The 22,059-nt window shown below is 55.5% G+C and carries 16 protein-coding genes; 10 read left to right on the top strand and 6 right to left on the bottom strand.

From position 1 onward, the window contains the following. Positions 1 to 17: 17 nt before the first annotated feature. From A3841_RS17540 to A3841_RS17520, 5 genes are all read left to right on the top strand, one after another. A complete protein-coding gene (locus A3841_RS17540) occupies positions 18 to 1,130 on the top strand; it encodes a fatty acid desaturase family protein (RefSeq protein ID WP_073854356.1) in 1,113 nt (370 codons plus the stop codon). A gap of 78 nt (positions 1,131 to 1,208) precedes the next feature. After that, complete coding sequence (locus A3841_RS17535) at positions 1,209 to 2,327, top strand: fatty acid desaturase family protein (protein ID WP_073854354.1); 1,119 nt, start codon at positions 1,209 to 1,211, stop codon at positions 2,325 to 2,327. Positions 2,328 to 2,454: 127 nt separating this feature from the next. Continuing rightward, a complete protein-coding gene (locus A3841_RS17530) occupies positions 2,455 to 2,976 on the top strand; it encodes a GNAT family N-acetyltransferase (RefSeq protein WP_073854352.1) in 522 nt (173 codons plus the stop codon). Positions 2,977 to 3,079: 103 nt separating this feature from the next. Next, positions 3,080 to 4,060 (top strand): YpdA family putative bacillithiol disulfide reductase, encoded by a 981-nt coding sequence (locus tag A3841_RS17525; RefSeq protein WP_073854350.1) that lies wholly within the window; start codon positions 3,080 to 3,082, stop codon positions 4,058 to 4,060. A gap of 938 nt (positions 4,061 to 4,998) precedes the next feature. Beyond that, positions 4,999 to 6,336: a DEAD/DEAH box helicase gene (locus A3841_RS17520; protein ID WP_073854348.1), complete on the top strand. Its 1,338-nt coding sequence runs from the start codon at positions 4,999 to 5,001 to the stop codon at positions 6,334 to 6,336. A 150-nt stretch (positions 6,337 to 6,486) separates the two neighbouring features. Here A3841_RS17520 and A3841_RS17515 read toward each other — a convergent pair whose 3' ends face one another. Continuing rightward, a complete protein-coding gene (locus tag A3841_RS17515; RefSeq protein ID WP_073854346.1) occupies positions 6,487 to 7,383 on the bottom strand; it encodes a DMT family transporter in 897 nt (298 codons plus the stop codon). A 77-nt stretch (positions 7,384 to 7,460) separates the two neighbouring features. Between A3841_RS17515 and A3841_RS17510 the strand changes: the two genes are divergently transcribed. From A3841_RS17510 to A3841_RS17495, 5 genes are all read left to right on the top strand, one after another. After that, complete coding sequence (locus A3841_RS17510; protein WP_073854344.1) at positions 7,461 to 8,606, top strand: AI-2E family transporter; 1,146 nt, start codon at positions 7,461 to 7,463, stop codon at positions 8,604 to 8,606. Between the two features lie 80 nt (positions 8,607 to 8,686). Next, positions 8,687 to 9,955 carry a replication-associated recombination protein A gene (locus A3841_RS17505; RefSeq protein ID WP_073854342.1) on the top strand — a complete coding sequence of 423 codons (1,269 nt, stop codon included), beginning with the start codon at positions 8,687 to 8,689 and terminating at the stop codon, positions 9,953 to 9,955. Between the two features lie 217 nt (positions 9,956 to 10,172). Next, complete coding sequence (locus A3841_RS20105; RefSeq protein WP_139308005.1) at positions 10,173 to 10,376, top strand: hypothetical protein; 204 nt, start codon at positions 10,173 to 10,175, stop codon at positions 10,374 to 10,376. Between the two features lie 179 nt (positions 10,377 to 10,555). Then, complete coding sequence (gene sppA, locus A3841_RS17500; RefSeq protein ID WP_073854340.1) at positions 10,556 to 12,316, top strand: signal peptide peptidase SppA; 1,761 nt, start codon at positions 10,556 to 10,558, stop codon at positions 12,314 to 12,316. A 300-nt stretch (positions 12,317 to 12,616) separates the two neighbouring features. Then, on the top strand, positions 12,617 to 13,432 hold the full coding sequence (locus tag A3841_RS17495) for a purine-nucleoside phosphorylase (RefSeq protein ID WP_073854338.1): 816 nt from the start codon (positions 12,617 to 12,619) through the stop codon (positions 13,430 to 13,432). Positions 13,433 to 13,546: 114 nt separating this feature from the next. Here A3841_RS17495 and A3841_RS17490 read toward each other — a convergent pair whose 3' ends face one another. The 5 genes from A3841_RS17490 to A3841_RS17470 form a co-directional block, all read right to left on the bottom strand. Continuing rightward, a complete protein-coding gene (locus tag A3841_RS17490; protein WP_073854336.1) occupies positions 13,547 to 14,329 on the bottom strand; it encodes a CPBP family glutamic-type intramembrane protease in 783 nt (260 codons plus the stop codon). A gap of 248 nt (positions 14,330 to 14,577) precedes the next feature. Next, positions 14,578 to 15,393, bottom strand: a complete 816-nt coding sequence (locus tag A3841_RS17485; protein WP_073854334.1) for a DUF4249 domain-containing protein — start codon at positions 15,391 to 15,393, stop codon at positions 14,578 to 14,580. After that, a complete protein-coding gene (locus tag A3841_RS17480; protein ID WP_073854332.1) occupies positions 15,393 to 17,702 on the bottom strand; it encodes a TonB-dependent receptor in 2,310 nt (769 codons plus the stop codon). The genes A3841_RS17485 and A3841_RS17480 overlap by 1 nt, the downstream gene beginning before the upstream one ends. Before the next feature lie 855 nt (positions 17,703 to 18,557). After that, positions 18,558 to 19,910 (bottom strand): TolC family protein, encoded by a 1,353-nt coding sequence (locus tag A3841_RS17475; RefSeq protein ID WP_083610416.1) that lies wholly within the window; start codon positions 19,908 to 19,910, stop codon positions 18,558 to 18,560. A gap of 47 nt (positions 19,911 to 19,957) precedes the next feature. Beyond that, positions 19,958 to 21,838, bottom strand: coding sequence for a M61 family metallopeptidase (locus tag A3841_RS17470; RefSeq protein WP_170866228.1), 1,881 nt, complete (start codon positions 21,836 to 21,838; stop codon positions 19,958 to 19,960). Positions 21,839 to 22,059: the final 221 nt, after the last annotated feature.

Below are 22,059 nucleotides of genomic sequence, written 5' to 3'. Positions count from 1 at the left end.
ACACGTATTCCCTAGTTATGAAGCTAAAAGGCAAAGTAAAATTCGTATCCAAAGATAAAAACCTCTTCTTCGCCACCCTCCGCAAGCGTGTAGATTTATACTTTGCAGAGAACAATATCCCCAGGACGGCCAACACCGCTATGGTTGTGAAGAGCGTGGTACTGTTGCTGGCGTATGTGCTGCCGTTTGTCGCGCTGCTGGCGCTGCAGCCCGCTTTCCCGCTTAGTTTGCTGCTTTGGTTTGTGATGGGCCTGGGCGTGGCCGGCATTGGCATGAGCGTGATGCACGACGCCAACCACGGCGCTTTCTCCAGCAATAAAAGAGTGAATTTTTTGATGGGCCATACCCTGAACCTGGTGGGCGGCTCGGCTTTTAACTGGAAGCTGCAGCACAACATCCTGCACCATACCTACACCAATGTGGTGGAGATGGACGAGGACATACAGGACAGGCTGGTGCTCCGCTTCTCGCCGCACACCAAAGTTAAGTTTTTCCACCAGCTGCAGTGGGTGTACGCATTCGTGTTCTACGGCCTGCTCACGCTGTATTGGGTGGTAGCAAAGGATTTTGTGCAGTACAAGCTCTTTATCAGCAACGGCGTGAATGCCAACACGGCTGCCGAGAACCGCACCATGCTCGGGAAGATCATCACCATGAAGGTGCTATACTTCTTTGCGGTGCTGGCGGTGCCCACGGTGTTTTTCGGTATCCCTTTCCTGGAGGTTATACTTGGGTTCCTGCTGATGCACTTTGTGGCCGGGATTATACTTACCGTCGTGTTCCAGCTGGCGCACACGGTGGAGGGCACGAGCCACCCAAGGCCCGATGAGAACGGCAACATCGAGAACGACTGGGCCATACACCAACTGAACACCACCGTGAACTTTTCGCGCCACAGCAAGCTGCTTTCATGGTACGTGGGCGGGTTAAACTTCCAGATCGAGCATCACCTGTTCCCGCGTGTCTGCCATGTGCACTACCCCGCCATTGCCGGCATTGTAAAGGAAACCGCTGAAGAGTTCGGCATCCCTTACATGGAGAACGAAACCCTTGGCCAGGCCGTACGCTCCCATATAGCCACGCTGCACCGCTTTGGCAGGCTGCCGGGCCTGAACGAGGCGATCGGCTAAAATTATTTCCGGGCAAGTGTTTTTAGAAACCAAAAGCGCTAAATTCGCGCCCGTTTTACGAATTATCAAGCATACTGAATGAAATTAAAAGGCAAAGTAAAATTCGTCAATAAAGACAAAAACCTCTTTTTCGCCACCTTGCGCAAACGCGTAGATACTTACTTCTCAGAGAATAACCTTTCCAAGTCAGGTAATGGTAATTTGCTGGTGAAGAGCATTGTACTGCTGTTACTATACCTTGTTCCCTTTGCAGGGATGCTTGCCTTCACTCCATCGCTGGGTATCAGCCTGGCGCTTTGGTTTGTGATGGGGATTGGCGTGGCCGGCGTGGCGATGAGCGTGATGCACGACGCCAACCATGGCGCTTTCTCCAAAAACAAAACCGTTAATTACCTGATGGCGCACTCCGTGAACCTGCTGGGCGCGTCGGCCTTTAACTGGAAACTGCAGCACAACATCCTGCACCATACTTACACCAACGTGGTAGAGATGGACGAGGACATCGACGATATTGTGTTCATGCGCTTCTCACCCCACACAAAGGTGAAGTTTTACCATAAGATACAGTGGGCTTACGCCTTCATGTTCTACGGTTTGCTGACGCTGTACTGGGTTATCCTAAAGGATTTCGTGCAGTTCTTCCACTATATCCGCAACGGCGTGAATGCGAATTCGAAGGCTAAGAACCAGGTGGCGTTTGCCAAGATCGTGGCGTTTAAGGTGCTCTACTTCTTCTCGATACTGGTGGCCCCGACGCTGCTGTTCGGCATCCCGTTCTGGGAGGTTGTTCTTGGATTCCTGCTGATGCACTTTGTGGCGGGCATTATACTTTCCACCGTGTTTCAGCTGGCACATACGGTGGAGGGCACCAGCCACCCGCTGCCTTCTGAGGCCGGTACTATCGAAAACGACTGGGCCATCCACCAACTGAACACGACGGCTAATTTCTCGCGCAAGAGCAGACTGCTCTCGTGGTATGTGGGTGGCCTGAACTTCCAGGTGGAGCATCACCTGTTCCCGCGCATCTCGCATGTGCATTACCCGGCCATTGCCGATATCGTGAAGAACACTGCAGCAGAGTATGGCATCCCATACCTCGAAAGCGAAACGCTGGTGCAGGCCGTGAGGTCGCACCTGGCCACGCTGCACCGCTTTGGCAGGCTGCAACTGCCCCGCCTGAGCGAGGTGTTGGCGTAACCAGAATTTATACTTTGAGAAACAGCAGGGAGGCGACTTCCTGCCGTTTTTGGTTTATACCCATCTCCTGAATTCTTCCGGACCTCCGCGTTTTTGAGTAATTTAGCGCAGCAAAACCGCTATACCCATGCCCGAAATCCGCATCACCCCCTGCACCGTCACCGGCCTTTATACTTTGCAGGACATCGCCATCCGCTCCTACAACGACCACTATTTATACTTGTGGTTTGATGGGGGAGACTGGTACCTGGACCGCAGCTTTAGCGAAGAAGCCCTGCGCGACGAGCTGACAGATCCGAATGCGGCATTTTACCTGATCTATGCGGATGAAGAGCTGGTGGGTTTTCTGAAACTGAACCTGCACAAGGCCTTTGAAGACTACCCGGCGGAGGAGGCGCTGGAGCTGGAGCGGATTTACCTTACCAAGGAGGCCTCGGGCAGGGGCATTGGTCGGGAAGTGGTGAAGTTCGCTATAAGTATAGCTGCAAAGTATAACAAGCGCGTTATCTGGCTCAAGGCCATGGACAGCAGCCGCTCCGTGGATTTCTATGAGCAGAATGGCTTTGTAAAGTGCGGCACCTATACCTTGCCGTTCGAGCAGATGAAGCCCGAGTACCGCGGCATGTACGTGATGAAGGTGGTGCTGTAGGATGTCTCGCTGAAATGCCTGGGTGCGGACACTAAACCTAATGCCTCCGCAGCCTGTTGTACAGAAGTGCACCTATAGTGCGCCGCATCAGAAAGTATAAAATTTGGAAAAGACTTACGATATACTCATCATCGGGGCCGGACCTATTGGGCTGGCCGCCGGCCTGGAGGCGCAGCGGGAGGGACTGAGTTACCTCATCGTGGAGCGGGGCTGCCTCGTTAACTCCATCTACAATTACCCGCTCAACATGACCTTCTTCTCTACCTCCGAGCGGCTGGAGATCGGCGGCATCCCCTTTACCTCCCTGAATGCCAAGCCTACCCGCGCCGAGGCGCTGGAGTACTACCGCCGCGTGGCCGACTCGGCCGAGCTGAACATACACCTGTTTGAGGAGGTGCAGCACCTGCAGCCGGAGGCCGATGCCTACCGTATCGACACGAGCAAAGGCAGCTACCTGGCCCGCAAAGTGGTGGTGGCGCTGGGCTTTTACGGCATCCCGAACCTGCTGCACGTGCCGGGCGAGGAGCTGCCCAAAGTACGACATTACTACTTCGACCCACATTATTACTTCCGCCAGAAAGTGGTGGTGGTGGGAGCCAACAACTCCGCTGCCGATGCCGCCCTGGAAACCTGGCGCAAAGGTGCCGACGTGACGCTGGTGGTACGCCAGCCGGAGCTTGGAAGTATAAAATACTGGACGAAGCCCGACCTGGAGAACCGCATTGCAGCCGGAGAGATAAAAGCATACTTTAACACAAGTATAACGGAGATACGCGAACGCGAGGTGGATATACAGACGCCGGAGGGTAAGGTAACACTGGAAAACGACTTCGTGCTGGCCATGACCGGCTATCAGCCCGACTTCAGCTTTCTGGAGAAGATAGGCATACGCCTGAGCCAGGACGAGAAGCGCTACCCGCAGTACGATCCGGAGACGATGGAAACCAACCTGCCCGGCGTGTACCTGGCCGGCGTGGTATGCGGTGGTATGGACACGCGTGTGTGGTTTATTGAGAACTCCCGCGAGCACGCCGTAAAGATTGTGAAGCACATAAGGCAGGTGCTGCAGGAGGAGGAAGTATAGGAGGAGGGAGTATAAGTATAGCTGCAATAAAGTAAGTGCAGCAATTGCCGTAGCAGACGGTAAATGCCGTAGAGTAAAATGGCTTTACCCGTAGCTGGGTAAGTATAGCCAAGGCATCGCTACGCCAAAAGTCATACTTATCGTATCAGCACACTGTCCAACCACCCCTACCCCTCCTTATCCAAGGAGGGGAATCTGTTACTGCTAGTTCTAAAGTATGAGTCGCATAGTCAAAGTATAAACACCCCTATAGTCCCCTCCAAGGGATATCCTATACTTGTTGCAAGGCAAAAGCGGTAGCTATCGAATCTGATCCCAGTCCTTGGGTTGAGCGCCTTGTGAGATCCGGTGCCCGTCAAGGGCAGCCGTAGCGCAGCGGAGGCAGGAGGGAACACAGCGCGATGCCAAAGGACGAGCCCTCTCGGGCTTGAGAGCACCAAAGTATGAGATGCAACTGTAGGCTTGTGGGAACTAGAGGATCAGCAGTTGCTAGAAAGTATAGCTTGGTCCAAATGGAAGGAAGCAGCGGCTATGAAAGTATAAATCAGCAAGTACAAAAGTATAGCTCGAATTATAAAGTATGGCTCAAGTATAAAAAGGCACAAGCGGACGCTTGCGCCAGAGAAGTATAAAAGTATAGTCAAGCATAAAAGTATAAGACCTCAGGAATAGCAGCTACACCAGCAAAAGCTGAGCCTACACCCACGCAAAGTATAAAACCTGCCAAAATAGGAACTGAGAAATCCTGGCGCTATCTTTGCACATTACACATATCCCAACTTCCTAAAAGAAACTATACTTTCGGTTTTTAAGTTGATGGGAACAACACCGGTCGGGAATGGCCTTTTGCAGCCTGCTGCACTCATATCAAATTCCGGCCTCCTTACCGCGAAAGCAGCGCACAAAGCGTTGCGCGGTTTTATTTGAAAAACCATTGAATGACATTCGAGAATCTTAATTTGATAGAGCCCATCCTTAGAGCTCTTAAAACAGAAGGATACACCACTCCAACACCCATCCAAGCCAAATCCATCCCGCTTATACTTCAGAAGAAAGACCTGTTGGGCTGCGCCCAGACGGGTACTGGTAAAACAGCGGCCTTCTCTATTCCGATTCTGCAGCTGCTGTATGAGAAGCAGGGAAGCGACAAGGGGCAACGCAAGATCAAAGCGCTTATACTGACACCTACCCGCGAACTGGCCCTCCAGATTGCGGATAGCATAGCGTCCTACGGCAAGCATACCGGCTTGAAACACACCGTTATTTTTGGTGGCGTGCCGCAGAAGAAGCAGACCGACGCCCTGCGCGCCGGCGTGGATATTCTGGTAGCCACCCCGGGCCGTTTGCTCGACCTGATGGCGCAGAAGTACGTGCACCTGCAGCATCTGGAGCTGTTCGTGCTGGACGAGGCCGACCGCATGCTGGACATGGGTTTTGTGAACGACGTAAGAAAGGTGCTGAAAGTGCTGCCGGAGAAAAAGCAGTCGCTGTTTTTCTCGGCTACCATGGCCCCGGAGATTATGAAGCTGGCCGATACCATCCTGGTGGATCCCGCCAAGGTGGAGGTAACGCCTGTTTCATCTACAGCCAACACCATTCAGCAATCGGTATACTATGTGAAGGGGCCGGACAAGCGCAAGCTGTTGCTGCACCTGCTTAAGGACGAGGAGATGGAAAGCGTGCTGGTGTTTACCCGCACCAAGCGCGGCGCCGACCGTGTAGCCAAGGATATTGCCAGCGCCGGCGTAACCGCAGAGGCCATCCATGGCAACAAGGCACAGAACGCGCGTGTGCGTGCGCTGGATAACTTCAAGTCGCGCAAGACGCGCGTGCTGGTAGCCACCGATATTGCCGCACGCGGCATCGACGTGGACGATCTGAGCCACGTGGTGAACTACGAGCTGCCAAACGAGCCGGAAACCTATGTCCACCGCATCGGCCGTACAGGTAGGGCAGGGGCAAGCGGTATCGCACTTTCTTTTTGTGGTGCCGATGAAGTGCCTTACCTGGCCAGCATCCAGAAGCTGATCTCCAAGAACGTGCCGGTGATCGACAACCACCCGTTCCCGCTCACAGCCAAGGATTTTGCCGAGGCAGCCAGCACCGTGAAGGAGCAGAAGAAGCAAGGCGGCAGAGGCGGACGCGGCAACTGGAGCAACAAGCCAGCTGGTGAAGGCCGCAGCAGCAGCGCCAACGCCAACAGGCCGGCCGGTGGTCCCCGCAACGGAGGCAGCCGCACCAGTGGCAACCGAAACAGAACGCACCAGTCAAATTAATACTGCGTACGCCTAAAGTATGAAAGTCCTGCCGGAGCTGATCCGGCAGGACTTTTTTTGTTTAAATCGGGATCATGCCGTTGCTGGAAGTATAACTTGCGTCGCCTTGCCAGTTACAAAGTATGGCCCTACACTTCTTCCTGGATTCATCTACTCCTCCGTCACCGCCTGCCTGGTGCGGCTCACCAGGTACACCCCCGCGAAGATCAGCAAGGCGTACAACGCTTTCTCCAGGGTGAAAACATCCCTTCCCACGCTTATCGCGATCACGATGGCCAGCAGCGGCTGCAGGTAAATGTAGGCCCCAACCAGCGACGGATTGGCGTAACGCAGCGCCCAGGTGTTGAACAGGTAAGCAATTATCGTCACGGCAATCACCATAAAGGCAATCGCCCACCAGATCTCCGCCGGGAACGAACTGTAGTCGGGTACCATCACCTGTTGCCAGCCGAAGGGAATCACGATCACGGCGCCTACGGTAAAGATGCGGCTCACCACGGTAAAGGCGTTATACTTCTGCATCAGCGGCTTTACCAGCACCAGGTATAAGCCATAGCTGGCCGCGTTCAGCACAATAAGCAAATCACCTAGCAGGTTGCCGGGCGTGCCTTCGCCACTGGAAGTATAAATCAGCAGGAAAGCGCCGGAGCAGGCCAGCACTATGCCGCCCACCTTCCGCATACCTACCCGCTCCCGCAAAAGTATAGCCGAGAAAATCAGTACGATAATAGGCACGATCACCATGAGCAGGGCCGCGTTGATGGGCGAGGTCAGGTTAAGTCCGCCGAAAAAGCCAAGCTGGTTGATGGCGATACCCGTGATGCCGCAAAGTATGGCGCGCATGTTATCAGCCCGTCCCACGATTTTTTCCTTTACCACCAGCCGCGACAAGATCCCGAAGAAAAGAGCCGCCGACACCACCCGGATCACGATCAGCCCGAAGGGCCCCATGTAGGCGGGCATCACTGCTTTGGCTATGCTATAGTTGCTGCCGTAGATCAGGGCCACCAGGAAAAGCGCCCCGTGCACCTGCAATTGCTTATTCATGCCGCAAAGGTACGTGCTAAATCGTGCCGCTCCGTATAAGGGAGGAAACAAAAACAACACCTACAAACAAAAGGTATATGAACGGGATTCCCCTTACGGTGCGGCGGTCAATAGAAATCATGGGACTGTTCTTTCTGGGATGGTTTGTTGTGCTGGCAAAGGGACTGCTGACCCCGCTGCTGCTGGCCTTCTTCATCAGCATCATGCTGATGCCGCTCTACCGGATCTTCATAAAGTATAAACTGCCCGACGCGCTTGCCATCTTCATAAGTATACTGGCCATGGCGATAGTGTTTGGCCTGATCATCTGGTTCTTCTCCTCCCAGATCGGTAACCTGATATCCGATTTTCCGGTCATCCAGAAGAACGTGACCAACCACCTGAACGCGCTGAGCGGCTGGATCGGGGAGCACTCGCCCTTCTCCACCACCGAGCAACTGAACTTTATAAAGGAGCAAAGCAACAGGCTGCTGGGCTTCACGGGCACCCTCCTGACCGGGGCCGCCGGGTCGGTTACCTCGCTGGTGGTGCTGCTGGGTTTGCTGCCTATCTACATCTTCCTGATCATGTTCTACAAGAACCTGCTGCTGCGCTTCATCTTTTTCTGGTTTCCGCAGGAGCAGCACGGCAAGGTGGAGGAGACGCTGCGCGAGATGCAGGTGATCATTAAAAGTTACCTGTTCGGCCTGCTGATCCAGGTAAGTTACATGACGGTGCTGTTGGGTGGTTTGCTGCTCATCATCGGTATCAAGCACGCCTTGCTCATCGGGCTGATCTTCGCCTTCCTCAACCTGATTCCCTACGTAGGCGCTTTGCTGGGTAACATTATCGGCGTGCTGCTGACCCTGGCTTCTTCTTCGGAGCTGTGGCCGGTCTTTGCCGTGCTGGGCACCATCACCTTCGTGCAGTTCCTGGACAACAACATCCTGATGCCCCGCATCGTGGGCTCTAAGGTAAGGCTGAACGCGCTGGCTACCATTGTGGGCGTCATCGTGGGTGGGGAGATTGCGGGGGTGGCCGGCATGTTCCTGTCCTTGCCCATCATGGCCGTGCTCAAGGTGGTGTTCGACCGCACCGAGCAGTTCAAGCAGTGGGGCGTGCTGTTCGGCGACGAAAGGCCGAAGCGCAGCCCCATGGAGGTGCCGTTATTCCGGAAGAAAAGCGAGCGTATCCGCAGGAGGCTGGAGCGCGAGAACAAGGTGGAGCCGCCGCAGGAGGGCTAAAGGGGCGCTTTTTATGCGCACCCCTTTGCCTGCAAATTCGTAGCTTTGCCTTTACCGACACCGGAGATAGTTAAGAGCAGATGAACCACCCGAACATACCCCTGGCCGAGCGCATGCGGCCTCACAACCTCGATCAGTATTACGGACAGAAGCACCTGGTAGGGCCCGACGGCATCCTGCGTCGCTACATAGAGGGCGGCGTGATACCAAGTATGATTTTGTGGGGGCCTCCGGGCGTGGGCAAAACCACGCTGGCCAACATCATCGCCAACCAGATGAAGGTGCCTTTCGTGGCGCTGAGCGCGATCAACTCCGGCGTGAAGGACATCCGCGAGGTGATCGACCAGGCCAAAAAGCGCCAGGGCACCGTGCTGTTCATCGACGAGATCCACCGCTTTAACAAATCGCAGCAGGATGCCTTGCTGGGCGCCGTGGAGAAGGGTACTGTGACGTTGGTGGGCGCCACCACCGAGAACCCTTCCTTTGAGGTGATCTCGGCCTTGCTCTCGCGCTGCCAGGTATACATCCTCAAGCACCTGACCAAGGATGAACTCATAGAGCTGGTGGACACAGCGCTGGCGCAGGACGAGTGGATGAAGCACCGCAGGGTGCGGGTGCAGGAGTACGAGGCGCTGCTGACCATCTCGGGCGGCGATGCGCGAAAGCTGCTGAACCTGCTCGAGATTGTGGCCGAGGGTGTGAAGGCCGAGGAAGTGGTGGTGACCAACGAGCTGGTGAAGCAGGTGGCGCAGCAGAACATCGTGATGTACGACAAGTCCGGTGAGATGCACTACGACCTGGTGTCAGCCTTCATCAAGTCCATCCGCGGCTCCGACCCGAACGCGGCGGTGTACTGGCTGGCACGCATGATCGAGGGCGGCGAGGACCCCAAGTTCATTGCCCGCCGCTTGCTCATAGCCGCCTCGGAGGACATCGGCCTGGCGAATGCGAACGCCCTGCTCATGGCCACCAACTGTTTCCAGGCGGTGCAGATGATTGGCTACCCGGAGGCAGAGATCATACTTTCGCAGTGCACGATTTACCTGGCTACCTCGCCCAAGAGCAACGCCAGTTACAAGGCCATCAAAACGGCAAGAGCTTTGGTGCAGCAAACCGGCAACCTGCCCGTGCCGCTGCACCTCCGCAACGCGCCTACCAAGCTGATGAAGGAGATCGGCTACGGCAACAACTACAAGTATGCCCACGACTACGAAGGCAACTTTGTGGCGCAGGAGTTTATGCCGCAGGAGCTGAGCAACACCGCGCTCTACCAACCCGGCAAGAACGGCCGCGAAAACGAGATGCTGAAGCAACTGCAGGCGCAGTGGGGGAAAAAGTATCGTTATTAGTTAATGGTAATTCATTATTCGTGAGGAAGTATAAGCAGCAGGAAAGAGGCAGAGCGCAAGAGAATCTGAAGTATAAAACCAGGATCGGCTGTGTGCTTCGTACAAACGCGCTGCCGATTCGCTAAACCTCGCTTCTGCCACACGCAGCGAATACCAAATCAATCACAACCAACAACCAATAACGATCAACTAACAACCAGTAACGAATAACAACTACGTGAACAGGACCTTATTTATAGTTTCGCTTGTGCTGCTGATCGCTTTCTACATTTTGTGGGGGCAGTTGGGCAACCATTTTGGCGGCATACTGGTGTTTGTGGGCATGGTCGCGCTGATCTACTTCCGCAGGCGCTACCTGGATATGCGGCCTTACTGGACCGGCAGCTTGTCTGATATTCCCAAATACTTTAAATTACCCTGAGTTATAAATTTCTAAATTTTTAACCTTCTAACTTTATAACTAAAAAGGTTTGTCTAGAAATAAGTGTGGTTGGTCGAGTTGGGGTGGGGCGGATGAACTTTAAGCCTTAGATTTGATTATGAAGTATGGGGGCGAACGGCTCCCGAAGTATAAAGAACCAATTTTAACCCTGATAAACCATGCTAAATTTCCTGAAATATGTGTTGGCCACTTTTGTAGGCCTGCTCATATTCTTCTTTATCAGCGTCCTGCTGCTGATCGGCATTGCCGCCAGCACAGCCTCTGAAGACGAGGTAAAGGTTGCTGATAATTCTGTGCTCGAACTTAAACTGGACAGGCCCATCACAGAGCGCGACCCTAAGGACCCCCTTTCTGAGATTGGCTTCTCATTTGGCGGCTTCTCCAGCACCGACGGCCTCGACCAGATCAAAGCCTCCATCCGCCGTGCCAAGAACGATGACAAGATCAAGGGCATTTTCCTGAACATGACCTACGTGGATGCCGGGATGGGCAAGCTGGAGGAGATCCGCAAAGACCTGATCGACTTTAAGGAGTCCGGCAAGTTCATCGTGTCCTACACCGACCTCTCTACCGAGAAAGCCTACTACCTGTCCTCTGTGGCCGATAAGATCTACATGAACCCGATGGGCACCGTCGAGTTTAACGGCATGAGCTCGGAGCTATACTTTGTGAAGCGCATGCTGGACAAGCTCAACATCGAGGCGCAGATCTTTAAGGTGGGCACCTACAAGAGTGCCGTGGAGATGTTCTTCCTGGAGAAGGCCAGCGACGCCAACCGCGAGCAGGTAACCTCTTTCCTCAACTCCATCAACAACTACCAGCTCAGCCAGATATCCAAGTCGCGCGGCGTAACGGCAGCGGAGCTTAAGAATGTGCAGGACAACCTGCTGGTGCGCGACCCCGAGGACGCCAAAAAGTATAAGCTCATCACCGACATCGGCTACTACGACGAGGCCATCACCTACATGAAAGAAAAGATGGGTCTGGAGGAGCAGGACAAGCTGGAGATGGTGAAGCTGGCCAAGTATAAAAAGGTAAAGGACAAGGACATCAGCACGTCCAAGAACCGTATCGCGCTCATTTACGCCGAAGGCGACATTGTGGACGGGGAAGGCGACGAGGACAACATTGGCGGCCACCGCTTTGCCGAGGCCATCCGCGAGGCTCGCCTCGACGAGGATGTGAAGGCCGTTGTGCTGCGTATCAGCTCCCCGGGTGGCAGCGCCCTGGCCTCTGATGTGATCTGGCGCGAGGTGCAGCTCACCAAAAAGGTAAAGCCTGTGATTGCCTCTATGTCTGATGTGGCGGCCTCTGGCGGCTACTATATTGCCATGGGCGCCGATACGATTGTGGCGCACCCGAACACCATTACCGGCAGCATCGGCGTGTTTGGCGTGGTGCCGAACATGGAGGGCTTCCTGGGTGATAAGCTCGGCATTACGGTGGACCACGTGAGCACCGGCAAGTTCTCGGACATGCCCACGGTTACCCGCCCGATGACGGCGCAGGAAAAAGAGATCATGCAGCACCAGATCGACCAGATCTACGAGGTATTCACAAGCAAGGCCGCGCAGGGCCGCAACATGACGCAGGACCAGCTGAAGGAGTACGCCTCGGGCCGCGTTTGGTCGGGTACGGAGGCCATGGAGCGCAAGCTGGTGGATGTGTACGGCGGCCTGGACGAGGCTATTGCCATTGCAGCCAAAAAAGCCGGTGTGGTTGATGATTACCGCCTGAAGGAGCTACCCGCCCGCAAAACCTTCTTCGATGAGCTGATAGGCGGCATGGGGGCCAAGGCGAAAGAGCAGGCCATGAAGGCCGAGATGGGCGAGCTTTATCCGTATTACAAGCTCTACAAAAAAGCCTCCACGATCGTGGGCGCCCAGGCGCGCATGCCGTATGAGATGACGATAGAGTAAGCTGTAATTTTGAATGAGTGAATGTGTGCACGAGTGATCTTGCACAACATCGACCTATAACTTTAAACCGCCCCGGATGACTTTGCCGGGGCGGTTTTTGTTTTATGGAAAGGCTATTTTTTGCAACTTGCCGGCCTATACTTGCGGCTGCGGCCAGCAAGTATAAAAAGGAGGCAGCCCGTAAAGTATGGGGCATGATGAAAGTCATTTTAACTGACAGGTCAAACCGCTTACTTCGCGCCAGCAAAACGTAGAAAATAATTCACCCATTCACTCAATCAGTCATTCACAATTAAAGCCATGATGGAGAAATTACAGGAATCAACAGAACATATAAAAAGACAGATCGGCGACTTTGCGCCTGAGTTCGGGATTATACTTGGCACCGGCCTGGGGGCGCTGGTAAACGAATTGGATATCGCGTTTTCCATCGATTATGCGGATATCCCGAACTTTCCGGTGTCCACGGTGGAGAGCCACTCCGGCAAACTGATTTTCGGGCACCTGGCCGAGCGCCGCGTGGTGGTGATGCAGGGCCGCTTCCATTATTACGAAGGCTACAGCATGGAGCAGGTGGTGTTTCCGGTGCGCGTGATGAAGCTGATGGGCGTAACCAAACTGTTCGTATCGAATGCCGCCGGCGGCCTGAACCCGGCCTTCAACACCTCCGACCTGATGGTGATCACCGACCACATCAACCTGCAGCCAAGCAACCCACTGATCGGCAAGAACATCGACGAGTTGGGCCCGCGCTTCCCTGACATGAGCGACGCGTACGACGAGCACATGATACGCGAAGCAATGGTGATTGCCGAGGATGCCGGCTTCACGCTGCAAGAGGGAGTGTACGCGAGCGTGCCCGGCCCTATGCTGGAGACCCCCGCCGAGTACCGCTACATCACGATTTTAGGTGCTGACGCCGTGGGCATGTCCACGGTGCCGGAGGTGATCGCGGCCCGCCACATGGGGATGAAGGTGTTCGCGATCTCTGCGATAACGGACATGGGCACGCCGGACCGCATCAAGAAAGTAGTGTTGTCGGATATTCTGGAGGCAGCTGCCATTGCAGAGCCACGCATGGCGCTCATCATCCGTGAGCTGGTGCGCCGCGCCTAGAGGACCCTCAAAAGTATAAACCTATAAAATGCGTCCGGGCAGAAGCGTTCATTGTTTCTGCCCGGACGCATTTTTACGTTAGCCTGAGAGTGCTGTCCGGGAGAGGTTGGTTGCCTAAACCCTGGCCATGTAGCCGAACAGCAGGAGCAGCACCATCAGGTTGTGGTACATGTGCAGCGCCACCGCCCAGCCCATGCCCAGGCGCAGGCGCGTATATCCCAGGAAAACGCCTCCCACCAACTTCGGCAGCAGCAACAGCAACAGCAGCGCCAGAGGTAAGGCAGAACGCTGGTAGTTGAGCAGGTGCAGCAGCCCGAACAAAACCGTGGAAGTATAAAACACCAGCCCGAAACGCCGCTTCCAAAGCAGATACATGCTTGCCTGCCATTTTCTGGACCATAGGTAGCCGCCCAGAAGTATAACCAACAGCAGGGCGCCCGCTGCGACAAGCCAGGCAGGTGCGCCCGCCGCCTGTGCCAGCACCGGCCCGTAGCAAATCGAGAAGGACAGCACAGCCACCACTATAAAACTGCGCGAGTAAACCAGCGGCAGCCGGAAAACGAGTTCCTCGGTAAGCGGGGCCAGGAGTACGGCCATCACAAACACCGGAAAGAAAGACAGGTTAGCGGAAAAAGCCCTGGCATAGCCGGTTGGCAGGTAGTCTGCCCCCGCCGCGCTGAACACCAGTGCCAGGGCAATAAAAAGCAATGTCTGAAGCACCGTCTCGATCAGAGCCAGCTGCAGGATAAGCGGGAGCTTTGTCTCCACAACCTTGTGCTCCCGCCTGGGCAACTTTGGCCGCAGCGCAAACACCCAAAGCTGCCTCAGCGTGTCCTGTACCGTGGGAGGTGCTGCGTAGGGCGGTGCCGCCGTAAAGAAGAAGACAGGTGTTCTCATAGAAGAAGGCGCTATATAGTATAATATAAATATATATAATATTTATTATAAACAAAACAAGTGCTGAGGAAGCTGGGAACAGGTCTATAGTGGCGGCTCTGGCGTTCTGTGCTGTGGCCGGGGCGTGAGCGGTGCGGCAGGTTACTACCGATTCATACTTTATTTGTGCGGTTTAGGTTGAGGCGGGTACAAAAAGAACGGCTGCCGGTAAGGGCAGCCGCAGAAAAAGCAAAGAGCCGGTACGCAGGCTATTTCGTGATGACGACGGACTTACGGTCGTAAGCCAGGTTGGTGAAGATGCCGAAGCCGCCCTCCACCGACGAGTTAATCTGCGAAGGCTGCGCGAAGGGGTTGCCATTGGCGCTCTTGGCGTCGGAGATGGAGGCCAGAAAATCGTAGTACTGCTTCTCGATGTGGTAGAGCGTCACGATCAGCGTATCGCCCTCCCTATACTTGTAAGAAGATCCCAAAGAGACGCGCTTGCCGTTCGTCAGGTCGTCGGAAGTCACAAAGTCGCGGTCGGAGCCGCCGCTGAGGCTGTCGATGTGGGTCATGTAGCGGTAGTAGTTGGCGGTGTTGGCATCATCCTGAAAAGAGGTGAGCAGGTACGCCTCCTCCTCATCGTTAAACTTCCACTCCACCTCCTCTATGGGCACGCGCGGCTGTATTTTGGTGAAGCCGGTTACCCTGCGCCCCTTGCCATCCACTACCTCCAGCTGATACGTCTGTCCCGGCTGGCCGCTTAGTATCTCGGTGGAGGTGTGCGTGTAGAAGCGCCCCGTGCTCTTCACGATCACCGGTTTATACTTTAGCTCGATGCGCTTGCCGGCGGGGGTGGTGATGTATACCTCCGCATCGGGTACCATGGGCGGGGCGGGGTCCTCGAAGTAGCCGGAACTCTCCAGCACCGAGGCCCGGATATACTTGCCCTGCTCCAGGTAACACTCCACCACCAGCTGCGGCTCGTGGTTTGGCAGCTCCACGTCAATGTCCTTTTCCAGGTCGCAGGCGGCGAGCAGGGCCAGCAGCGGCACCAGCAAGTATAAAAAAAGCTTTCGCATCATCAGAATCTGAAATTATAGGTAACCGACGGAATAAAGGGGAACAGCGATACCTGCTTAGCCTGGAAGCCCAGGATTGTCTGCTCGTCGTTCCGGTCCTTCTGTTGCTCAAAGTACACGAAGTAGGGGTTGCGCCGGTTGTACACGTTGTACACGCTAAACGTAAGGTCGGCCTCGCCCCACCTGGGCCTCAGCTTCAGCACGGCCCCCAGGTCCAGGCGGTGGTAGGCAGCCAGGCGGTAGGCGTTCCGGTCTTCGTAGATCGGCACGATGCTCGGCTCCTTGCCCTCCACATCCTGAAAAGCAAACCTGGCCACCGGCACAGAATAGGCGCTGCCCGTGCCATAGACAAAGGCAGTGGTCAGGCTGAGGCGCTTGTTGAGCTGGTGCATCAGCACCAGGCTGATGTCGTGGCGGCGGTCGTAGCGGGCCGGGAAGCGCCGGCCGTTGTTAATGCCATCGAAGGTGCGGTAGGTCCAGGAGAGGGTGTAGCCCAGCCAGCCGGTGGTCTTGCCGCTCACTTTCTCCAGGTACAGCTCGTTGCCGTAGCTCTCTCCCCTGCCAAACAGGAATTCGTTCTCCAGGCTGTCGTTCACAAACAGGTTGGCCCCGTCGCGGAAGTCGATCTGGTTGTGCATCCACTTGTAGTATACCTCGTTGGTGACCAGGTACCTGCCTTTTCCGAAGAGGTGGCTAACGCCCACGGCGGCCTGCTGCGAGCGCTGCGGCTTTACGCCTTCGTTGGAGGGGTACCAGATATCGGTGGGCAGCGAGGCGCCGGAGTTGGTGAGCAGGTGCACATACTGCATCATGCTGGCGTAGCTGGCCTTCAGCGAAGTGTGCTCATTCAACGTATACTTTACCGATGCCCGGGGCTCCGGGGCCGCATAGGTTTTGCCGCCGCTGTTAAAGCCCGACAGGCGCAGGCCGTAGTTGAACGAGAGCATCGGGCTGAGCACGAAATCGTCGGAGGCATAGAGGCCGAACTCCAGTCCGCTGTAAGTGCTGCCAGCGCCGAAGTTCAGGGTGCTGTCCGAGGACTCGAAGTTAAGGCGGCCCACCGTGAAGCCGTGGTGCGTGGCCTGCGCCCCGAGCTTAAGGCTGTGCCCATCCCCTAAAAACCAGTCGAAATCGGTCTTGAAAGTATAATCCTGCACCTGGGAGGTGAGCTTAAAGCTGAAGATATCGATCTTGTTGTTGATGTTATACTTGTAGCCGGTGGAGGTGAGGGAGGTGGTGGCGTAGAGGTTGTCGTTGAACTTGTGGCGCCAGCGCAGGCTGCCCATGGTGTTGCCCCAGTCAAACCCGAAACTGAAGTCACTGTCGTTGAACCCGAAGAAGTCGCGGCCATAGTAACCGCTCAGGCTCAGTTCGTCGTTCTCGCCTAAAGTATAAGTCAGGTTGCCGTTGAGGTCGTAAAAATAATAATCGGGGATGGGGCTGAAGTCGTCGTCGCCCTCTTTCAGGCGGTTGATCTGCCGGGTGAAAATATCCACGTAGGTGCGCCTGCCGGAGACGGAGAAGTTGAGTTTGTCTTTGACGATGGGGCCGTCCACGGTGAGGCGCGAGGAAATTAGCCCCAGGCCGCCGGTACTGCGCACGCGCTCGTTGTTGCCCCTGTTCATCTTCACATCCACCACCGACGAGAGCCGGCCGCCGAACTGCGCCGGGAAACCACCCTTGTACAGCTCCACGCTTTTGACGGCATCGGGGTTAAACACACTGAAGAAACCAAACAGGTGCGAGGGGTTATAGATCAGGGCGTCGTCGAGCAGCACCAGGTTCTGGTCGGGGCCGCCGCCGCGCACGTAAAGCCCCGAGGTGCCCTCACCGCTGGACTGCACGCCGGGCTTCAACTGCAGCGTTTTCAGAAGATCCACTTCCCCAAAAAGAGCCGGCAGCAGCTTGGCCTCCCGTGAGGTGAGGGTCTCCACGCTCATGCGGGTGTCGTTTAGCTTCTGGCGCAGCGAGCTGGCCTGAATCTCTACCACCTGCAGCTCGTTGCTGGCCGGCTCAAGTATAAAGTTTATACTTTGGCCGCTCCCGGCCACCGAAATGGAGCGTGTGGCGGTGGTATAGCCCACATAGGTTGCCTGCAGGCTGTGCTCGCCCCGTGGCAGGCTTAAGGTATAAAACCCTTCCTCGTTGGTGATGGTGCCAAGGCCAGCCTCCGGTGCCGAAATGGTGGCCCCTATCAGTGCCTCGTTGTTGCTGGCGGCCCGCACGTAGCCCTGCACCACCTGCCGCTGCGCCCAGGCGGGCAGCGAGACAAGCAGGAACAGGAAAAGTAAGGTGGTATGGTAATTCCGCATGTGTGCAGCTGCTGGGCTGGTGTCTGGTCAAGTTAGCCAATCAACGGCGTAACAGGAAATCTTTTATACTTCCTCCAAGGCTAAACTGTTGATCTGTGCATTTGGTTTATTTTGAGGCTGCCTTCCGCAAAAAGTAACAGCCATTGCCAGCGGCAACCGCCTTTGCAGTAGTTGCCTGGTTTTGGGTCAATTTATACTTTCATACTTCTGCTGGCGCGAGTTTGCAAGTCGTGTATTTCCCCCTCTCTGGCGCAAGTCTTCAGACTTGTGTCCTACGGATAGTGTCAAGTCTCTGACTTGACTGGCTCGCAGAGCCATACTTGCTTTGGCTATACTTTATACTTAAGCCATACTTTCTCTGGCACAAGCGGACGCTTGTGCCTTTTTAACTTTTATACTTGCTCATACTTGATTTATACTTTCCTAGCCGCTGCTTCCTTCCACTTGACACAGGCTATACTTGCTAGCTGCCGCTGATCCTCAGTCTTACTTGCCTATTGTTTTTATTTTATACTTTGGCTCCCTCAAGGCCGGGAGGCCGCGCCTTGGGGGTAGGGGCCCTCGATAAGGGCATCGCGCTGGGAGCTTTTCCTGCCCTCGTGCCTCGGGCTGCCTCACTCTCGTTCGGCACCGGAAAAACTCGCATAGGCGCTCAACCCAAAGGCTGGGATCAGATTCGATAGCCGCTGCTGACGGAGCTACAACAGAACTCCCCTCCTTGGCTAAGGAGGGGTAGGGGTGGTTGGACCCGGCAGTGCAAAACTCCCTCCCCTGTTTTTAGGGGAGGGTTGGGGAGGGGTGAAAATTCCCCGCCTTGGCTAAGGAGGGACAGTTGGACCCATTACTTTACCATCATCATCCCTGATACAGCTCCAAAATACGCTTCTTTAAGTAGAATTCACACTTGCTCTGCAGCAGCTCGGCCTGCGCCCTGTTCATGTTGTTCAGCGACTCCATGTAGGCAAAGAAATCAATGTTGCCCAGCTCGTAGCGGCGCCTGGCAGACTCGAAAGCGCGTTGGGTGTACTCCAAGTTGGCGATCACGGTGTTATACTTTTCGCGGGCGGCCAGCACATCCTGGTAAGCCTGCTGCACCGTCTGGCGTAGTTGGTTCTGACTGGCCACATAATCCAGCTCGGCGTTGCGCAGGTCCAGGCGGGCGGTCTGGGCATCGAAGTGGCGGCTCAGGCCATTGAAGATCGGGAAGCTCAGGCTCAGGGCCACCACCTTGCGCTGGTTCAGGTCCAGCTGATCGAAGTAGGGCATGGTCTTCAGGTTGCCGTTCTCAGGGTCTTTGAAGATGTTGCTGGAATAGTTGGAACCGATCATACCCTCCAGGGTAAGGGTGGGGGAGAAATTGCTTTTGGCCACCTTCAGCTCGGTTTTGGCGGCATCCAGCGTGGCAGCGGAGGATTTTACGAGCGGCGAGTAGGCCAGTGCGTTGACCATCACCTCCTGCTCTGCGGGCAGCTCCATACGTATCTCGTCAGGCGTGGCCGGCATTTCGAGCGCGTAGTCCGGTGTGCCCTCCACGTTCATCTCCTGCACCAGCTGCAGCATGGCCTTGCGGTAGTTGTTTTGATAGGTGATCAGGTTCAGCTTTTCAGTGGCTAACTGTGCCTTTATCTGGTATACTTCGTCCATGGCCCGCACACCGGCGCGCTCCAGCTTCTCCATCTGGCTTAGCTGCCCCTCCAACAGCTCAATTCGTCCTTCTGAAATCCGGATGTTCTCGCGGTCCACAAGCGCCTGCAGGTAGTAGCCGGTTATATTGGTCTCCAGGTCTATGCCGGCCTGCTGCTCAGCATAGGCGCTGGCCTGTGCCTGCTGCTTTGACTTCTTGAGTTCGTGTAGCTTGGAAAAGCCGTCAAACAGCACCACTTGCCCGGCAAGGTAGGGATAGGAGGTGGTGGTGTTGCCGCGCTGCACCTGCCCCGTCACGTTGTCAAACACCAGGCCGTTGGTGCGGCTTACATCGGTGTTGGCGGAGATACTGGGCAGGTAGCCATACTTGTTGCGGCGTACGTTGATGTCGGATTTGGAGCTGTTGTAGCGGGCCTGGCGCAGCGCCACGTTGTGCTGGCGGGCCAGCTCCAGGCTTTTCTCCAGCGTGAGTGGCTCCTGCGCGTGGGCAGCAGTTGCTAAACTAAGGCATAAGGCTAGCCCTCCCAGCTTTTGGAGCAGGGCTCTGGTCATACATTTTTTCATAGTTTTATTTTATACTAGTGGCAATGATCCTTATGCAGTGTATAGCCTTAGGCCTCCTCCAGCCCGAGCCAGGCATTGCGCAGCTGCACCTGCTCCGGCGTGGCCATCGGGTCCAGTTGCAGTATGTGTTGCTGCTCGCGTTTCACGGCGGTTGCCTTGCCTTTCAGCTTTTTCTCCTTCACTTCGCCCTTCTCGTTCACGCGGCCAACGGTAAAGGTCAGTTTCTCACCGGGCTTCATGTTTTGCAGGTCCTCGGCCAGCAGCTGGCGTATGTTGGCAGGGGTGATCTCGGTACCGTTGAAGGCCAGCAGCAGGTCGCCGGTCCGGAAGCCGATCTTGCGGCCAAACGCATCCATGTCGGCGGTGTCGGCCACTTTTATCTTGTTTGTTTCCTCATCAAAACCAGGGGCAAAGCCACCGTAGGAGATGATCTGCTGTGAGCCCTTTGGCTGATAAATGATGCCCACCTTGCGGAAGGTTTCCTCCAGCGGCAGCGGCTCCGACCCCTCCACATACTTGGCGAAGAACTCCCGGATCTCCGGGCTGGTCATCTCGGCTATCTTGTCGAACAGCTCGTCATCCTTAAAGGCGTTCTCCTTGCCGTAGGTCTTGGAGAGGTCCAGCATCAGGTCGCGGAGGCCATACTTGCCCTGGCTCAGCTCGCGCAGCTTCACATCCAGCACCAGGCCAATCAAAGCGCCTTTCTGGTACACGTTGCCATATTCGTTCTCATACTTCTCCAGCACCTGTGCGCTCATCTCGGTAAACGGCAGGGTGTCGTTGTAATAGATTTTGGAGGTGAGGATGTAGTCGCGGATCTTCTGCAGGAACTCCTCCACATCATAGAGGTTCTCATACACCTGCACGTGCGTGGCGAAGTACTCGGTCACGCCCTCGTAGAGCCACAGGTGCTTCGACATCTTGGGGTTGATGAAGTCGAAGTTGCCGATCTCTTCGGAGTGGATGTTGAGTGGCGTAACGATGTGGAAAAACTCGTGCGCGGCCACATCGCGGATGGTGCTGCTGAACTGCGCCTCCGGCATCTCCGGCAGAAAGTATACCGAGGAGTAGGAATGCTCCAGCGCCCCGAAAGAACCTGACTTGCCCACGCGCTCCGGCACGTAGATCAGGAAGGCATACTTATCTACGGGCAGGGTGCCGCCCAGGTAGCTGCGCTGCGCCTCCAGTATACTTTGCACGGTCTGCGCAATCGGCTCAGAGGTCACGCGGCCCGAAGGGGAGTATACCGACACCAGCACCTCCGTTTCGCCCAGGTGCAGCACCGTGGTGTCGGGCAAGTTGTACATTAGCGGCGAGTCGGCCAGGTCCACGTAGTTGGGCAGCTCGTACGTATCTAGCGAGTCGTTGGAGGCTACCGCCTTTAAGGGGGTGGAGCCGTAGAAGCCCTGCGGCTTGGTGATGTTTAAAGTATAAGGTGCCTGCTTCAGCCCATCGAAATAGCCTACAAAGCCAAAGGTGTTCAGCAGGAAATTCTTGCCCTCCTCAATGTTGGTGCCGCCGGGCTCAAACACCATGTCCTCGCGCTTGGCGGCGTCGAACGTGTCGTCTACCCAGTAGGTAATCCTGTCCAGCTTGTCGGCATTGCTGATCTGCCACCGGTTGGTGTCCAGCTTTTTCACGGCCAGGGTATCGCCATTCGCAGCGTAGGCTTTGAAGTCGGTAACGAATTTGCCAAAATCAGAGACAGAATAAGTGCCCGGCACGATCTTGGGCATGTTGTAAATGGCTTGTTTCTCTTTTAGCTGCGGCGCCCGGACGGTTACCTGCACGCGGTCGTTCTTTACGTTTCTCAGGTCAACGGTGACGTTATACTTCCGGGCAGCGCTGGTCTGCGGCGCATCTCCTGCCAGCGCGGCTAGGTGCAGCCCGAGGCAAAGCGTTAGCGCAGTGAGTGTGTTTTTTAGCATGATATGTTCAGTTTCTATCAATATAACTCATACGAAGTATAAAGGATAGCTTTTTTAGACCAAAGGGCACTTTTTGTAGACCAGCCTCCCCGGCAGGTTTTTCTGTTATTGGTAGATGCTGCCGCTGTCTGAAAGGTTGCCTGGCTTATTAGGCGGTTTGCCCCGGCTGCGGCAGGCCTTACCGCACTTGCCGGGGTTTCACCTTACAAACAAACAACAAA

The organism is Pontibacter flavimaris (assembly GCF_001907195.1).
GTDB lineage: Bacteria > Bacteroidota > Bacteroidia > Cytophagales > Hymenobacteraceae > Pontibacter > Pontibacter flavimaris.
The sequence above is the reverse complement of the archived record's forward strand: the minus strand, read 5'-3'. Positions and strand labels throughout refer to the sequence as shown.

Coding starts and splice junctions, on each gene's coding strand:
- A3841_RS17520 (WP_073854348.1), top strand. CDS start 4,999: ATGACATTCGAGAATCTTAATTTGATAGAGCCCATCCTTAGAGCTCTT.
- A3841_RS17475 (WP_083610416.1), bottom strand. CDS start 19,910: ATGAAAAAATGTATGACCAGAGCCCTGCTCCAAAAGCTGGGAGGGCTA.
- A3841_RS17485 (WP_073854334.1), bottom strand. CDS start 15,393: ATGATGCGAAAGCTTTTTTTATACTTGCTGGTGCCGCTGCTGGCCCTG.
- A3841_RS17490 (WP_073854336.1), bottom strand. CDS start 14,329: ATGAGAACACCTGTCTTCTTCTTTACGGCGGCACCGCCCTACGCAGCA.
- A3841_RS17480 (WP_073854332.1), bottom strand. CDS start 17,702: ATGCGGAATTACCATACCACCTTACTTTTCCTGTTCCTGCTTGTCTCG.
- A3841_RS17510 (WP_073854344.1), top strand. CDS start 7,461: ATGAACGGGATTCCCCTTACGGTGCGGCGGTCAATAGAAATCATGGGA.
- A3841_RS17535 (WP_073854354.1), top strand. CDS start 1,209: ATGAAATTAAAAGGCAAAGTAAAATTCGTCAATAAAGACAAAAACCTC.
- A3841_RS17540 (WP_073854356.1), top strand. CDS start 18: ATGAAGCTAAAAGGCAAAGTAAAATTCGTATCCAAAGATAAAAACCTC.
- A3841_RS17515 (WP_073854346.1), bottom strand. CDS start 7,383: ATGAATAAGCAATTGCAGGTGCACGGGGCGCTTTTCCTGGTGGCCCTG.
- A3841_RS17505 (WP_073854342.1), top strand. CDS start 8,687: ATGAACCACCCGAACATACCCCTGGCCGAGCGCATGCGGCCTCACAAC.
- A3841_RS17495 (WP_073854338.1), top strand. CDS start 12,617: ATGATGGAGAAATTACAGGAATCAACAGAACATATAAAAAGACAGATC.
- A3841_RS17530 (WP_073854352.1), top strand. CDS start 2,455: ATGCCCGAAATCCGCATCACCCCCTGCACCGTCACCGGCCTTTATACT.
- sppA (WP_073854340.1), top strand. CDS start 10,556: ATGCTAAATTTCCTGAAATATGTGTTGGCCACTTTTGTAGGCCTGCTC.
- A3841_RS17470 (WP_170866228.1), bottom strand. CDS start 21,838: ATGCTAAAAAACACACTCACTGCGCTAACGCTTTGCCTCGGGCTGCAC.